A 14,589-nucleotide genomic window follows, 5' to 3' on the forward strand; every position below is an offset into this window, starting at 1 on the left:
ACGCCCGGCGCCTGCACCAGCGCCGGGCGGTTACTGGAAAAACACCGAAGTGTCAGGCCAAACGGCGGGCGCCTGCCGCCGGAGTCACCGTGAAGATGTCCGGCGCGGTGTAACCGGCCTCAGCGAAGGAACGCACGACGGCGTCGCGCACCTGCTGCTCCTGGCCCACCGGTGTCAGCGCGATGGCCGAGCCACCGAACCCGCCGCCGGTCATGCGGGCACCGATGGCGCCGTTGGCGCGCGAGGTGTCCACGGCGAGATCCAGTTCAGGGCAGGAGATCTCAAAGTCGTCGCGCATGGAAACGTGGCTCGCATCCAACAGGGGACCAATGCTGGCGGGTCCTTGGCTGCCGAGAGCGTCCACGGTTTGCAGCACGCGGTCGTTCTCGGTAACCACGTGGCGCACGCGCTTCATGGTGGTCTCATCCAGCAGTCCGGAGGCTTCCTCCAAACGTTCCACACCGACGTCGCGCAGTGCTTTGACGCCCAGGATCTCGGCACCCAACTCGCAGGACGCGCGTCGGGATGCGTAACCGCCGTCGGCATGTGAGTGCGAGACCTTGGTGTCGATGACCAACAGGACCAGGCCGGAGGCTTCGGCGTCGAACGGGACCAGGTCCACGTGCTGGTCGCGGCAGTCCAGGAAGACAGCCTGTCCCTTGGCGCCACGCAGGGACGCCGATTGGTCCATGATTCCGGTGGGTGCGCCAACGTACACGTTTTCGGCCCGCTGGGTGGCCAGTACAAGGTCCTCGGCGGCGAGTCCGGCTCCGGTCAGCTCATTCAGGGCGCTGATGACGGCGCACTCAATAGCGTGGGAGGAAGAAAGGCCGGCGCCAGACGGAACGTCAGAGTCGAGCAGGAGGTCGAACCCGGGCACCGTGATTCCACGCTCCGTGAGGGCCCAGGCGACACCCAGCGGGTAGCGGGACCAGCCTTCGCCCGAGCCCGGCTCCAGCTCTGAAAGGTCGGCCTCCACCAGTCCGTGACCGCCGAACGTGGACAGCATGCGCACCCTTGAGTCGTCGCGGACGCGCAAGGCCACTTTTGCTGTCTTGTCGATGGCGAAGGGCAGCACGAAGCCCTCGTTGTAGTCGGTATGCTCGCCGATCAGGTTGACGCGTCCCGGTGCCTGCCACACGCCGTCGGGGGCTGCTCCGAACGTTTCCTGGAAGCGGGCGGCGAGGACGCTGGTATCGGTAGTGGTGGTCATGCTCGGGTGCCTTCCAGGGTCTTGGGGGATGCCGGTGCTGCGGCAACGTTGCGGAGACGCTCCGCCACGGCTTCGGGGGTGGTGTCGTTAATGAACGCTCCCATCGCGGCCTCCGAGCCGGCCAAGTACTTGAGCTTATCGGCTGCGCGACGGGGCGACGTCAACTGCAGGTGGAGCTGGCCCGCAGGCCGCAGGGACGGCTCCAGCGGTGCCTGGTGCCATGCGGAGATATACGGCATGGGGGTTGGGTAGAGGGAGTCGAGGCGCTTGAGCAGGTCAAGGTAGACGTGCGAAAGTTCATCGCGTTCTGCACCCGTGAGCGCTGCGAGGTCCGGGACACTGCGGTGGGGGACCAGGTGGATTTCCAGGGGCCAGCGCGCGGCGAAGGGGACGTAGGCGCTGAAGTGTTCGGCCTCCAGCACCATGCGGCTGCCGTCTTGGCGTTCAGCCTTGAGGAGCGACGCCGCCAGCGTTTCCTTCCCGTCGACGTCGTCGTAGTACTTCCGGGCGACAGCACCGAGCTGGGCGGCGCGCGGCGTGACGTACGGGTACGCGTATATCTGTCCATGCGGGTGATGCAGGGTGACGCCGATGTCCGCGCCGCGGTTCTCGAACGGGAAGACCTGCTGGATGCCCGGCAAGGCACTGAGCGCTTCGGTCCGCTGCGCCCACGCCTCAATGACCGTGCGTGCGCGGGTCTCGCCGAGTTCTGCGAAGGAGCCGGTGTGCTGCGGGGTGAAGGCGACTACTTCGCATCGGCCGAATGCCGGCCCGGTGGTCCCGTGGCCACTGGCGCCCGGTGCGGGCAGCGGGGGAATGTCACCCAGGGCAGGGCCCAGGGAGGGGAAGCGGTTCTCGAACACCACAACGTCGTAATCCGATGCCGGGATTTCCGAGGGGTTCGCCGCCGTAGTGGGGCAGATAGGGCACTGGTCCGCAGGCGGCAGATGCGTGCGGGCCTGGCGGTGCGCAGCGACGGCGACCCAGTCACCCGACAGGGCGTCGTACCGGACTTCGCCGGGCTCGCCACGGGCTGGAAGCTCGCGGTGGTCCACCAGTGATTCCGGTGTTCGCTCCGGAGTGCCGGGGTCGTCGAAGTAGATCAGCTCGCGGCTGTCCGCAAGGCGGGTGCTGGTGATGCGACTCATGGGTTTATTATTCCACAAGTGACCAAAAACGCATAGTTTCTAACAAAAGCTAACATTTGACGTTGAGCTCCGGATTTCGGAATGAAGTACGGTATTGCCATGTCTGCCTCGCCTTCACCCGCCGATAACCCGCTCACGTCCGAATCCCGCCGCTTCGCCACGGGCAGGCAGTTCGAGCTTCGCAGGGGCGATGCGCTCGCCGTCATCACCGAACTTGCTGCCGGGCTGCGCCTCTACTCCCGTGGCGGCGTGCAACTGACGGAAAGCTACGATGACCACCAGATCCCCCCGGGCGCCACGGGCATCACCCTGGCGCCATGGGCCAACCGCGTGGAGGACGGGGTCTGGTACCTCGAGGGCAAGAAGCAGCAACTCGATATCACCGAGGTCTCCCGCAACAACGCCAGCCACGGGTTGCTGCGGAACGCCGCTTACACCCTGGTGGACGAATCAGAGTTCAGCGTGACGCTCGAAGCCAGCGTCTTCCCGCAGCACGGCTACCCTTTCCTGGTCCGGCACCTGGTCCGCTATGAGCTGGACGAGGCACTGGACCTCCGCGTCCGACAGACCTTGGTTAACGATTCCGAGGACAGGGCGCCCTTTGTGCTCGGGGCGCACCCCTACCTGCGCCTGGGCGACGTCGCTACCGAGGACCTGGTCCTGACGGTGCACGCCCGTACCCGGCTGGTGGCCGATGAGCGGCTGATTCCCCGCAGCACAGCTGCGGCTGACGGCCTGTACGATCTTTCCGCCGGCACTGCGGTGAATGACCTGTTGATTGATGTCGCCTTGACCGACCTGGCGTACGACGGCGGCGTGGCCCGCCATACGCTGACAGCGCCTGATGGCCGCAGCGTCAGTCTCGAACAGGACGAGCTGTCTCCGTACGTCCACGTTTTTGTCACAGATACCTTCCCCGGCCGCTCCAAAGCAGTGGCCATTGAGCCCATGACGGGCCCTGCCAACGCCTTCAACAGCGGTGACGGCCTGCGATGGCTGGTCCCCGGCGAGGCGTTCACCATGAGCTGGGGTGTTACCGCATCCCTCTAGGCATTTGGTACGTGCTGCCTCATCGTTTGCTGCCGGCTGCGCGGGCCGGTTTCCCATACGGCGTGGCCTACGGAATTATGGGTTCATGACGCCAACACCGGACGCCAAATCCCGCTCTGACCGCCAAATTGCCGAAGACATCCCCTACGGGGTGCGAATTGCTGCTGCCTGGTCGTGGCGGGCAGGGCTGATCCTGCTCATGATCGGTGCCCTGGTCTGGCTCCTGGGCAAGGTCAGCTTCCTCATCATCCCGGTCATGGTGGCTGCCCTTCTGGCCGGCCTGCTGTATCCGGTGGTGGCCTGGCTCCGCGGCCGCAAGGTGCCTAACGGGGCTGCCGTCGCCATCACCGTGGTGGCCTTCATCGGCGTCATCGCCGGCGCCCTCGCCCTGGTGGGACGGCAGCTTGCCTCCGGCTTCGGCGAGCTCTGGCAGGAGGCTTTGGCCGGCATCCAACAGATCCAGACGTGGCTGGCAGATGGTCCCCTCCACCTGACGGCAGACCAGATAGACCAGTACATTGCCGATGGTGCCAACGCGCTGCAAAACAACAGCAGCAGCATCCTCAGTGGCGCCTTGTCCTTTGGCAGCACCGCCGGACACTTTGCCGCGGGACTCGTCCTGGCACTCTTCATCCTCATCTTCTTCCTGCTCGAGGGCAGCCGCATTTGGGCCTTCCTGGTCCGTCTCCTGCCCAAGACCGCGCGAAAGGCCACTGACGGCGCCGGGCGTCGTGGGTGGACGTCCATGGTCAGCTACGTGCGCATCCAGATGTTCGTGGCGTTCGTGGATGCTGTGGGCATCGGTGTGGGCGCTGCCATCATCCAGGTTCCCCTGGCACTTCCCTTGGCGGTCCTGGTGTTCATCGGCTCGTTCATCCCGGTAGTGGGTGCCCTTGTTACGGGAGCCATTGCGGTGCTTCTTGCGCTCGTAGCCAACGGGCCCATCAACGCCCTCATCATGCTGGCAATCGTCCTGCTGGTCCAGCAGCTCGAAAGCCACATCCTGCAGCCGCTGGTGATGGGCAAGGCCGTGTCGCTGCACCCCGTAGCCGTGATCCTCTCGGTGGCAGCAGGCTCCTACCTCGCAGGCATCCCCGGAGCGCTGTTCGCGGTCCCGTTGCTCGCCGTAGTAAATACGGCGGTTCGGTACATTGCCGGGCGGACGTGGGAACATGATGAAGGATTGGGCGGTTTGGAGCTTCAACCGGCTACCGCTTCTGCGGGGCCGGGCGGAGACGCCAATTTCAAGGAGGTTCACCTCCCCAAGCCCGAATCCCGCCTCGGAAGAGGCATCGCAGGCAAGAACAAGGCCGCAGGACGCCCCTCTGCTGAGGACCCTGCCGCCGACACCACTAAAGGAGAATAGTCAGTGAATACCCTCGAAACCCTGCCCGTCACGCTGGACGATGTCCTCAAGGCGCAGGAGCTGCTCGAGGGCATTATTACCAAGACTCCGGTGGAGTCGTCCCGTGCTCTTGGCAGCCTCGTGGGCGGCAACGTCTTTTTCAAGTGTGAGAATCTGCAGCGTGCAGGGTCCTTCAAAGTCCGCGGCGCCTACGTCCGCATGGCCCGGCTGACGGAGGAAGAAAAGAAGCGCGGCGTGGTGGCCGCCTCCGCAGGCAACCATGCCCAGGGCGTGGCGGTGGCCGCAAAGAGCCTGGGCATCAACGCCCGCATCTACATGCCCCTCGGTGTGGCCCTTCCCAAGCTGGCAGCTACCCGCAGCCACGGCGCGGAAGTCATCCTCCACGGCCACAACGTGGACGAAGCACTCGCCGAAGCGCAGCGCTACGCCGACGAGACCGGCGCTGTGTTCGTCCACCCCTTTGACAATGTGGACGTCGTTGCAGGCCAGGGAACCATCGGACTGGAGATCCTGGACCAGATCCCCAACGTGGACACCATTCTCATGGGCGTCGGCGGCGGTGGACTCCTGGCCGGAGTGGCAGTGGCCATCAAGGCCAGGGCCAAGGAGCTCGGCCGTGAGATCCGGGTGATCGGCGTCCAGGCGGAAAATGCCGCCGCCTACCCGCCGTCGCTGGCCGCTGACGCACTGGTACCGCTCAAGAAGGTCACCACCATGGCTGACGGCATCGCCGTGGGCCGTCCGGGGCAGCTGCCTTTCAGCATCATCCGCGAACTGGTGGACGATGTTGTCACTGTCAGTGAAGACTCCCTGGCGCGGGCGCTGATCTTCCTCCTGGAGCGGGCCAAGATGGTGGTCGAGCCTGCCGGTGCCGTCGGAGTAGCCGCGCTGATGGATGGCAAGATCGAAAACCCGGGGAACACCGCCGTCGTGCTTTCGGGTGGCAACATCGATCCCATGCTCATGCTCAAAGTCATCCAGCGCGGCCTGTCGGCCGCAGGGCGGTTCATGACCGTCCGCATGATGCTGGATGACCGCCCCGGCTCCTTGGCCACGATCGCGCGGATCATCGCCGAAAACGACGCCAACGTCACCGGGCTGGATCACACCCGCTTGGGTGGTTCCATCAGCATGGGCGACGTCTCCATCACCATCAACCTGGAAACCAAAGGCCACGAACATGGGGAGCAGGTTCTCGGCGCACTGCGGGCCGAGGGCTTCCAGCCGATCGTGGTGCACTGACGGGAGGAGCACCCATGGTGCTGGGAACGCCTGAAGGATCCAAAGAAGCGGACCGGGAGTCGCTGGCCGGCCGGGCGAAGGGTGGCCTGCTCTTCATGGGCGGCTTCGTCGTCCTGCTCTATGTCATCGAGATTCTCAACACGCTGATGCGCCACGGCCTGAACTCCACCTTTGGCCTGCGCTCCCGTTCCATGGACGGTGTGCTGGACATCCTGACGTTCCCGCTGTTGCACGCGAACTTCAACCACCTGCTCTCCAACACTCTGCCTCTGATCATCTTCGGCTTCCTGGTGTTCCTGTCCGGCCTCCGTGTCTTTATCACCGCGCTGGCCTTCAGCTGGCTGGGCTCCGGGCTTGCTGTGTGGCTGATCGGCGGGGGAGGGGTGACGGTGGGAGCGTCCGGACTGGTGTTCGGATTCTTCGCGTTCTTGCTGGTCCGCGGTTTCTTCAACCGGAACTGGTGGCAGATCCTGCTCTCTGTGGTGCTGTTCATGGCCTACGGCAGCATTCTCTTTGGCGTGCTGCCCACGGTGATGGGTTACGTATCCTGGCAGGCGCACCTCGGCGGAGCTATTGGCGGCATCATCGCAGCCGTCCTGTTACGTCCCAAGTCCACGCCCGCCGCCCTCTGACCCAACTGAGGGACAGCACCTGCTCTATTGAGTGCTCATTGGAGCATGTGCTGTCCCCTAGTTGGGTGAATGCGCGCCTGGGTGCCCGCACGAAAAACGCCGGCCCGCCCCGCTAAGGGGTGGGCCGGCGTCGTGTGTTTCGGGCCGGTGAGCCGCTGATCAGGCGACGTAAGGCTTGGCGGAGACGATCTCCACCGGAATTTCCTTGCCGTTGGGGGCGACGTAGCTCAGGCTGTCGCCTTCCTTGTGGCCGATGATGGCAGCACCCAGGGGAGACTTCTCGCTGAAGACGTCCAGGTCGGAGTCCCCGGCGATTTCGCGGGAGCCCAGCAGGAACGTCTCTTCGTCACCGGCGATGCGGGCAACGACCAGCATGCCGGGCTCGACGATTCCGTCATCGGCAGGGGCCTCGCCAACATGGGCGTCGCGAAGCAGGGCTGTGAGCTGGCGGATGCGGGCCTCGATCTTGCCCTGCTCTTCCTTGGCTGCGTGGTAGCCGCCGTTTTCCTTCAGGTCGCCTTCCTGGCGGGCAGCTTCGATCTTCTGGACGATTTCCGCCCGGCCAGCGCCGGAAAGGTGGTCCAGCTCAGCCTGCAAGCGGTCGAAAGCTTCCTGGGTGAGCCAAGCCGCAGTGGCGCTATTGGTGGTAGACACGGATTTCTCCTCTAGATCTGACAATGCAAAAGACCCCGCCGAGGTGGCCACTAGTGGAACTCAGTAACCAACTTAACGGGGTGAAGGTTTCATCCATTGTAGTAAATCCTTTGGACGAACCCAAACCGGTTGAGGCATGGGTCACATGAATGTTATTTACCGCTGTCCGTGATCCAGCAGTTGTCCACCACTCCTGAAACAGCCGGTGACTCGGTACGCAGGACCGTGCGCTGAACGGTAGTGCTGCCGCCGTCGGGGTCGTCCTGGGGATCGTTCGGACCGATTTCCACGACCTTCCAGCCCACTACCGCGAACTTGGAATCCAGCGCTTTAATGGCGCATTGGGCCGTGGCTCCGGGATATTTAGTGACCTGGTAGTCCACCTCCGCCTGGGTTCCGTCCACGGTGCTGTACCCAATGTCCTTGAAGGTGACAGGGGCTTGCGCGGAACCGGTGGCCACATAGGCGGCGAACCCAATCCCGATGACCAGGGCACCGATGACGATGTTCCGCTTGGTTTTGCGGGTCATGGCGCGCTTTTGACCGCCGTAGCGATTGGCTAGGCTGGTGCTTGCCGGTACTTGGGTGGCCGATAGGTCCTCTGAAGTCACCCGTCCAGTTTAGTGCCGATCCCGGCGCCCCATCACCGCCCACACAGCTTGATCCACGAAAGAGGAGCCGTCACGTGACAGCGTCCAGCAGTTCCGACCAGCAGCTGCGGCTGCTCGCCGTCCACGCCCACCCGGATGATGAGTCCAGCAAGGGCGCGGCAACCATGGCAATGTACGCCGCCGCGGGAGTGGACGTGATGGTCGCTACGTGCACTGATGGCTCACGCGGTGACATCCAGAACCCCGCCATGGAAGACGCACCCCACCCCAAAAGGGATATGGCCGGTGCCCGGCGTCTGGAGATGGCCAACGCCGCTGCCGTCCTGGGAATCCAGCAACGGTGGCTCGGTTTTGTGGATTCGGGCCTTCCGGAGGGGGATCCGCTGCCGCCGCTGCCGCCGGAATGCTTCGCGCTCCAGCCCCTGGAACGGGCCACGGCGCCCCTGGTCCGGCTGGTCCGCAGTTTCAAGCCACACGTGATTCTGAGCTACGACGAAAACGGGGGCTACCCGCACCCGGACCACATCATGGCCCACAAGGTGGCGGTGGAAGCCTTTGATGCGGCCGGCGACCCGGACCGCTATCCGGGCATGGGGGAGCCGTGGGCCCCGAGCAAGCTTTACTACGACCGTGCCTTCAGTCCGGAACGTTTCCGCGCGCTGCACTTTGCGCTGGAAGAGGCCGGATTGCAGTCTCCCTACGCCGAGCGACTGGCCGCGTGGCTGGAAGCCGATGCCGAGGGGCATACTCCCGTTCCCCCGGGACACCAGACCACCACCCAGGTGGACTGCGGCGATTTCTTCGAGGCGCGCGACGACGCTCTCCGGGCGCACCGGACGCAGATCGATCCTCTCGGGTTCTTCTTCGCAGTATCGCCGGATCTGCAGCGCACTGCGTGGCCGTGGGAGGACTACACCCTCATCAAGTCCACCGTCCCGTCCGAGCTGCCGGAGAAGGACCTGTTCGCGGGGATAAGATAGACACTCCGGCAGTTTCTATCGCCCGTAGAAATTGCCGCCAGGCCAACCAGCTTCCGGCTACGCTGCCTGTCGGCATGCATCAGCTCCCATAGAAGGTTTGAACGTGCACCACTTGATTCTCGCCCTGACCGTCACTCCGTCGCCCAACCCCTCGGGCACGCTGCGGCCCGGCCTGTCCGAGGACCAGGTGACGCCCGGTACGTGGGGCTTTGTCCTCACGGCCTTCATCGTCATCCTGACCACGTTCCTCATCGTGGACATGGTTCGACGCATCCGACGCGTCCGGTACCGGGCACAGGTGGAGGAAGCACGCATGGCGGCCGAGGAAGGCCCGGCTGCGGAGGACCAGGTTGCGGAGGCCGGCAATCAGGCCGACGACGGCATTCTCGGAGCGCCTGGCGCATCGTCTGTCGGCCGCGCCTCGGATGAGAACGACGATGCCGGTCCCCGGACCCGCTGAATCCTCCGGTAGCGGTTCGCCCTGGGCCAGCAACACCCTGGGCTCGGAACCTTCTGCCAATTTGCGGCAGCACGCGGACAACCCCGTGCACTGGCGCCCGTTCGGCGACGAAGCTTTTGCTATCGCCGCCGAACGTGATGTCCCGGTTTTCCTTTCCATTGGCTATGCGGCATGCCATTGGTGCCACGTCATGGCCCACGAGTCCTTTGAAGACACGAAAACTGCCGGCTACCTCAATGCCCACTTCGTCCCGGTGAAGGTGGACCGGGAGGAGCGCCCGGACGTCGATTCCGTCTACATGGCCGCAACGCAGGCCATCAGCGGTGAGGGCGGCTGGCCGATGTCCGTCTTCCTCACGCCTGACGGACTCGCCTTTCATGTGGGAACCTATTTCCCGCCCGTTCCGCTGCCCGGCAGGCCGTCCTTCCGCAACGTCCTCGAGGCCGTCCATGAAGCCTGGATGGAGCGTCGTGATGGAGTGGAACAGAACGCCCGCGGACTGGCAGCCAGCATGGCCGATGGGCACGTGTCCGCGGCGGTGCGGCTCGACGACCCACCCGGGTTGCTGGATGCTTCCCTCCTTCCGGATGCCGTGGCGCTGCTGGCCCGCTCTGAAGACCCCGACGCCGGTGGGTTCGGCAACGCGCCCAAGTTCCCGCCGTCGGCCGTTATGGAATTCCTCATCAGGCACGCGGTTGTGCTTTCCGATACCGCTGACGCCGCCAGGGATATGGCTGGACGAGCCTTGGCGGGCATGGCGCGCTCGGCCCTGCGCGACCAGCTCGACGCCGGATTTGCCCGCTACTCGGTGACGGCGGACTGGTCCGTCCCGCACTTCGAGAAGATGCTTTACGACAATGCCCAACTGCTCCGTGTCTATGCGCACTGGGTGCGGTTGGGTGGCAACGAGGTCTATTCAGCCGACGAAGCGGCGGCTGTGGCGTCACGATGCGCAGACTGGATGCTGGAGTCGCTGAGGCTGCCGGGCGGCGCTTTGGCTTCCTCCCTGGACGCCGACACGGTTTTTGACGGCGTTCATCACGAGGGCGCCACGTATCTGTGGACGCTGGAATCCTTGACCGACGTCCTGGGCGCCGATGACGCCGTGCAGGTGGCGCGCATGATGAACATTGGACCTGAAGGGACAGTCTCGGAGTTTGGCTCGCCGCTTCACCCGGCACGGAAGCTGTCCGACGCCGATCGGCGGCTTTGGGAGCGTGTGGCGCCCGTATTGCTTTCGGCGCGCAACCTCAGGAACCAGCCAGCCAGGGATGAGAAGGTGGTGGCCGGCTGGAACGGGCTCGCGGTAGCCGGACTCGCCGAGGCGGGGGCCGTACGTGGAATTGGCGGTCTGTTGGAGGACTACGCGTTCTGCGCTGATGGCTTCCTTGCCCTCTATGCGGTGACGGGCAATACACGCTGGTACCTGCTGGCGGAGAAGTTGGTGCTCGCTGCGTGCGCGCGGTTCGTGGAGAACGGACAGCTTGCCGACTCGACAGGGGAGTCCGCGCAGGTCTTCAACGCCCAGGGTCAGCACGTGGGCCTGGACCCATTCGACAACGCCACGCCCAGCGGTGCCGCGGGGCTTGCCGGTGTTCTCCTGTCCTATGCCGCCTATTCCGGATCCCACGGGCATCGGCTCATGGCAGGCAGCATCCTGGGCCTGCTCCCGGCCCTCGCAATCCGTGCACCGCGCGTTGCCGGATGGCTCCTGGCCACCGCGCAAGCCGCGCTCGCAGGGCCGGTGGAGGCCGCCGTCGCAGGCCCTGATTCGCCGCTGAAGCGCCAACTGCACCGCACGCTGTTGACGTCTCCCAGCCCCGGGCTGGTGGTCGCCGTGCAGGCGGACGACGGCGGGGTACCGGCACGGGATCCCAGCGTGCCGCTGCTTCTCCACCGGGCGGGCACGCCGGACGGCTTCCCGCAGGTCTACCTGTGCCGGGACATGGTGTGCGAACGGCCGCTGGGGGACGCAGCTGCTGTCCGGGCCCGCTTGGCGGCCATGGGAGCAGGCGACTGAGTCGGTCGATGTCGGCCTAGCTCAGCACTGCCATCATGATGGCGATGAAGTGGGCCGCGAAGGCCAATACGGTGAAGGCGTGGAAGAGTTCGTGGAAGCCGAAGTGCTTGACGCTGAAGTTGGGCTTCTTGGTGGCGTAGAACACCGCGCCTGCGATGTACAGGGCGCCGCCCACGCAGATCAGGATCGCGGCAGGGGCGTTGGCAGTGAAGAACTGCGGCAAGTAGAACAACGCTCCGCAGCCAAGGGCGATATAGACGGGAACGTAGAGCCAGCGCGGTGCGTGCGTCCATAGGATCCGGAAGAGCACTCCCACGATCGCCCCGGACCAGACAAGCCACAGCAGAGTGACAGCCTCGGAACGTTCCAGCAGGGACCAGGCCAGCGGGGTGTAACTGCCGGCAATGACCAACATGATGTTCGTGTGGTCCAGCCGCTTCAGGACCATGCGGACCTTGGGGGACCAGTTTCCCCGGTGGTACACGGCGCTGACTCCGAACAGGAGGAAGCCGGTCAACGCGTAGATGGCGGAGGTGATTTTGCGGTCCGGTGTAGGTGCCACTGTGATCAGGGCGATCCCCGCAGCGAGGGCAAAAGGAGCCGCAACAGCATGGATCCACCCGCGCCAGACGGGCTTGGTTTCGAGGAGCTCAGCCATGGTTAAACCATAACTTACGTTCCGGTAAGTTACTGCACGGTAACAACGGGTGGGGGGAATTTGACCCCCGGCTGCACCAGCTCGCCAGCTGGGGACGGTAGCCTAGGATGTGCGTCGTCGTCGTACAAGCAAGGAAGTCAGGTGAGAGTCCGGTGGAGCTGCCCGGTTTCCTCTATGGCTTCTATGAGCGCAAGCTCCTGCGCTCCCTCAAACAGGACCAGATCCCGCGGCACATCGGTGTCATGGTGGACGGCAACCGCCGGTGGGCACGCCAGTTCAACGCACCCACCAGCCAGGGACATCAGGCCGGAGCGGACAAAATCCACGAATTCCTCGGCTGGTGCCAGGAGCTTGGCGTCAAAGTAGTGACGCTCTACATGCTTTCCACAGACAACATGAACCGCTCCGGTGAAGAGCTGGACCTCCTCATGGGCATCATTGCCAACACCATGGACCGTCTCGATGAGGACTCGGACGTCTCTGTCCACGCCATGGGTGCTCCCGAGCTCCTGCCTGACTATCTCGCCGAACGCCTCAACAAACTGACGGCCCGCACGCCGGTCCACGAAAAAATCCACGTCAACGTTGCCGTGGGCTACGGCGGCCGCCGCGAAATTGTCGACGCCGTACGGGAACTCCTGCACGACGCCGCCGCCAAGGGGCGGAAAATGACCGACGTCGCAGATGAACTTTCGGTGGACGACATCTCCCGGTTCCTCTACACCCGCGGCCAGCCTGATCCTGACCTGGTCATCCGCACGTCCGGCGAGCAAAGGCTCTCCGGCTTCCTGATGTGGCAAAGCGCTTACAGCGAGTTCTACTTCTGCGAGGCTCTCTGGCCGGCGTTCCGTAAGGTCGATTTCCTTCGCGCGCTCAGGGATTATGCCGGGCGCCAGCGCCGCTACGGAGCCTAGGGCTTTCCGGTTCATCAAAAATTAGCGAGCCGGACATGCGACTTGCCGGGCGTGGGTTGTGGAAATGAATGTGTCCGGGATTACGTTAATCACATCAGCAGGCAAAACCGCCCGCTGATCGGGGAGGCCAGTACATGGAGCGGATCATCGCACCAGTTACATGGGAGGCCACGCCCGGCCTTCCGGCCGAGCCGCTTCACCATTAGGCCGGGCGAACTGCCCGGGGCTGGAGTCGATGTGGCTATTTCTGAGCAACTGCCCGCAATGGTTTCCGACGGGGAAAGTGCAGCTACCTCTCGCGCCAAGAGGGTCCCACAAACAGCGCGGACCAAAAAGTCCGTCACAGGCCGGAGCTACGTGATCGATACGTCCGTCCTGCTGTCCGACCCCCATGCCTTGCTGCGATTCGCTGAACACGAAGTCATCGTCCCCATCGTGGTCATCAGCGAACTGGAAGGAAAACGCCACGATCCCGAGCTCGGATATTTCGCCCGCAAAGCATTGCGGCTCCTGGACGATCTGAGGATCGAACACGGCGGCCTTGACCATTCCATTCCCATCGGGAAGGACGGCGGAATGCTGCGGGTGGAAATGAACCATATTTCCCCCGAGGTGCTGCCGGCAGGATTCCGTGGAGGCGACAACGACAGCCGCATCCTGGCTGTGGCCAAGAACCTGGCCAACGAAGGCCACAACGTTACCGTGGTCTCCAAAGACCTCCCCATGCGCGTCAAGGCATCCGCCATGGGACTTCAAGCCGACGAGTACCGCAACGAACTCGTCAAGGACTCCGGCTGGACCGGGATGGCTGAGGTGGAGGCCAACGACGACGAAATCACCACCCTTTACGGCCACGAACCGGTGTTCATCCCCGCTGCCGCAGAACTCCCCGTCAACACCGGACTGGTCCTTCTCTCCAATCGCGGATCCGCGCTGGGCAGGGTAGGGGCGGACAAACAAGTCCGCCTCGTCAAGGGCGACCGCGATGTCTTCGGCCTCCACGGACGCTCGGCCGAGCAGCGGCTCGCCATTGACATGCTCATGGACCCCGCCGTCGGCATTGTGTCCATCGGTGGGCGAGCGGGCACGGGCAAGTCCGCGCTGGCCCTCTGTGCGGGCCTGGAAGCCGTCCTGGAACGCCGTGAGCACCGCAAAGTGGTGGTCTTCCGCCCCCTGTACGCCGTAGGCGGCCAGGAGCTCGGCTACCTCCCCGGATCCGAGTCCGAAAAGATGAACCCCTGGGCCCAGGCCGTGTTCGACACCCTTGGCGCCTTGGTGAGCCAGGAAGTCGTTGAGGAAGTCATGGACCGGGGCATGCTCGAAGTCCTGCCCCTGACCCACATCCGCGGACGTTCCTTGCACGACGCCTTCGTGATCGTGGACGAAGCACAATCACTCGAGAAGAACGTCCTCCTCACTGTCATGAGCCGTATCGGGCAGAACTCCAAGATCGTCCTCACCCACGACGTCGCCCAGCGCGACAACCTCCGGGTAGGGCGGCACGACGGTGTTGCGGCCGTCGTCGAGACGCTCAAGGGCCACCCGCTGTTCGGACACATCACGCTGACCCGTTCGGAGCGGTCGCCGATTGCAGCGCTGGTGACGGAGCTGCTCGAAGGGGCTGAAATCTAACCCCATCGA

Annotated in this window: 14 protein-coding genes; 9 read left to right on the top strand and 5 right to left on the bottom strand. The window is 64.4% G+C overall.

All coding sequences use genetic code 11. The annotated features are described in order from the left end of the window. Positions 1 to 52: 52 nt before the first annotated feature. Both galK and galT read right to left on the bottom strand, forming a co-directional pair. Positions 53 to 1,213: a galactokinase gene (gene galK / locus RQH14_RS10170; protein WP_311213137.1), complete on the bottom strand. Its 1,161-nt coding sequence runs from the start codon at positions 1,211 to 1,213 to the stop codon at positions 53 to 55. Continuing rightward, positions 1,210 to 2,361, bottom strand: coding sequence for a galactose-1-phosphate uridylyltransferase (gene galT / locus RQH14_RS10175; RefSeq protein WP_311213138.1), 1,152 nt, complete (start codon positions 2,359 to 2,361; stop codon positions 1,210 to 1,212). Before galT ends, galK begins: the two co-directional genes overlap by 4 nt. A gap of 99 nt (positions 2,362 to 2,460) precedes the next feature. On the opposite strand from galT, the gene RQH14_RS10180 reads away from it, so the two are divergent. The 4 genes from RQH14_RS10180 to RQH14_RS10195 all read left to right on the top strand — a co-directional run bounded on the left by RQH14_RS10180 (position 2,461) and on the right by RQH14_RS10195 (position 6,651). Next, entirely contained in the window at positions 2,461 to 3,411 is a 951-nt protein-coding gene (locus tag RQH14_RS10180; protein WP_311213139.1) for an aldose 1-epimerase family protein, read from the top strand. Between the two features lie 85 nt (positions 3,412 to 3,496). Then, positions 3,497 to 4,777 (top strand): AI-2E family transporter, encoded by a 1,281-nt coding sequence (locus RQH14_RS10185; protein WP_311213140.1) that lies wholly within the window; start codon positions 3,497 to 3,499, stop codon positions 4,775 to 4,777. Between the two features lie 3 nt (positions 4,778 to 4,780). Next, positions 4,781 to 6,019, top strand: a complete 1,239-nt coding sequence (gene ilvA, locus RQH14_RS10190) for a threonine ammonia-lyase (protein WP_311213141.1) — start codon at positions 4,781 to 4,783, stop codon at positions 6,017 to 6,019. 14 nt (positions 6,020 to 6,033) lie between these two features. Then, positions 6,034 to 6,651, top strand: a complete 618-nt coding sequence (locus RQH14_RS10195; RefSeq protein ID WP_311213142.1) for a rhomboid family intramembrane serine protease — start codon at positions 6,034 to 6,036, stop codon at positions 6,649 to 6,651. A 159-nt stretch (positions 6,652 to 6,810) separates the two neighbouring features. Here the strand turns inward: RQH14_RS10195 and greA are convergent, their stop codons facing one another. Next, the gene (greA, locus tag RQH14_RS10200) at positions 6,811 to 7,305 is read right to left on the bottom strand and encodes a transcription elongation factor GreA (protein WP_024820099.1); all 495 of its coding nucleotides are present in this window, start codon (positions 7,303 to 7,305) and stop codon (positions 6,811 to 6,813) included. Between the two features lie 152 nt (positions 7,306 to 7,457). Continuing rightward, positions 7,458 to 7,916, bottom strand: a complete 459-nt coding sequence (locus RQH14_RS10205) for a DUF4307 domain-containing protein (RefSeq protein ID WP_311213143.1) — start codon at positions 7,914 to 7,916, stop codon at positions 7,458 to 7,460. A gap of 74 nt (positions 7,917 to 7,990) precedes the next feature. Here RQH14_RS10205 and mca point away from each other — a divergent pair, with 74 nt between their 5' ends. The 3 genes from mca (at position 7,991) to RQH14_RS10220 (ending at position 11,376) form a co-directional block, all read left to right on the top strand. Continuing rightward, on the top strand, positions 7,991 to 8,896 hold the full coding sequence (gene mca, locus RQH14_RS10210; protein WP_311213144.1) for a mycothiol conjugate amidase Mca: 906 nt from the start codon (positions 7,991 to 7,993) through the stop codon (positions 8,894 to 8,896). Between the two features lie 103 nt (positions 8,897 to 8,999). After that, a complete protein-coding gene (locus RQH14_RS10215) occupies positions 9,000 to 9,356 on the top strand; it encodes a hypothetical protein (RefSeq protein WP_311213145.1) in 357 nt (118 codons plus the stop codon). After that, positions 9,334 to 11,376, top strand: a complete 2,043-nt coding sequence (locus RQH14_RS10220) for a thioredoxin domain-containing protein (RefSeq protein ID WP_311213146.1) — start codon at positions 9,334 to 9,336, stop codon at positions 11,374 to 11,376. The genes RQH14_RS10215 and RQH14_RS10220 overlap by 23 nt, the downstream gene beginning before the upstream one ends. A 16-nt stretch (positions 11,377 to 11,392) precedes the next feature. Here RQH14_RS10220 and RQH14_RS10225 read toward each other — a convergent pair whose 3' ends face one another. Then, a complete protein-coding gene (locus tag RQH14_RS10225; RefSeq protein WP_311213147.1) occupies positions 11,393 to 12,034 on the bottom strand; it encodes a hemolysin III family protein in 642 nt (213 codons plus the stop codon). Positions 12,035 to 12,141: 107 nt separating this feature from the next. On the opposite strand from RQH14_RS10225, the gene RQH14_RS10230 reads away from it, so the two are divergent. Together RQH14_RS10230 and RQH14_RS10235 are read left to right on the top strand one after the other, a co-directional pair. Continuing rightward, positions 12,142 to 12,948 carry an isoprenyl transferase gene (locus RQH14_RS10230; protein WP_311213148.1) on the top strand — a complete coding sequence of 269 codons (807 nt, stop codon included), beginning with the start codon at positions 12,142 to 12,144 and terminating at the stop codon, positions 12,946 to 12,948. 42 nt (positions 12,949 to 12,990) lie between these two features. Continuing rightward, complete coding sequence (locus RQH14_RS10235) at positions 12,991 to 14,580, top strand: PhoH family protein (protein WP_396136276.1); 1,590 nt, start codon at positions 12,991 to 12,993, stop codon at positions 14,578 to 14,580. Positions 14,581 to 14,589 lie beyond the last annotated feature (9 nt).

The sequence above is a fragment of the Arthrobacter sp. WCS2018Hpa-7 genome (assembly GCF_031843805.1).
Lineage (GTDB): Bacteria > Actinomycetota > Actinomycetes > Actinomycetales > Micrococcaceae > Arthrobacter.